General features: G+C 55.7%; 1 protein-coding gene. It reads left to right on the top strand.

Annotated features, from left to right (window positions below; all coding sequences use genetic code 11):
- Positions 1-230 (top strand): NAD(P)-dependent oxidoreductase (locus AC0KVN_RS27795; protein WP_483656897.1); only part of this gene is annotated, 230 nt, incomplete at its 5' end.

Genomic DNA, 230 nt, shown 5'->3' with positions numbered 1-230 from the left:
TCGCCTGTCTTGAGGATGGCACGCTCAAAGCAGTGACACTCGATGTGTTCGAGCGCGAACCGCTACCATCCGACAGCCCCCTCTGGACACATCCTGCGGTTACGATCTCTCCGCATAATGCCGCAGATACAGATCCCGACTCGATCGCGTCATATGTGACCACGCAGATATTGAATTTCGAGGCAGGACAGCCGCTGCAAAATGTGGTCGATCGCCAGCGCGGCTATTAA

It is taken from the genome of Sphingobium sp. SG1 (assembly GCF_057063145.1).
This window is presented reverse-complemented; position numbering and strand designations above follow the sequence as displayed.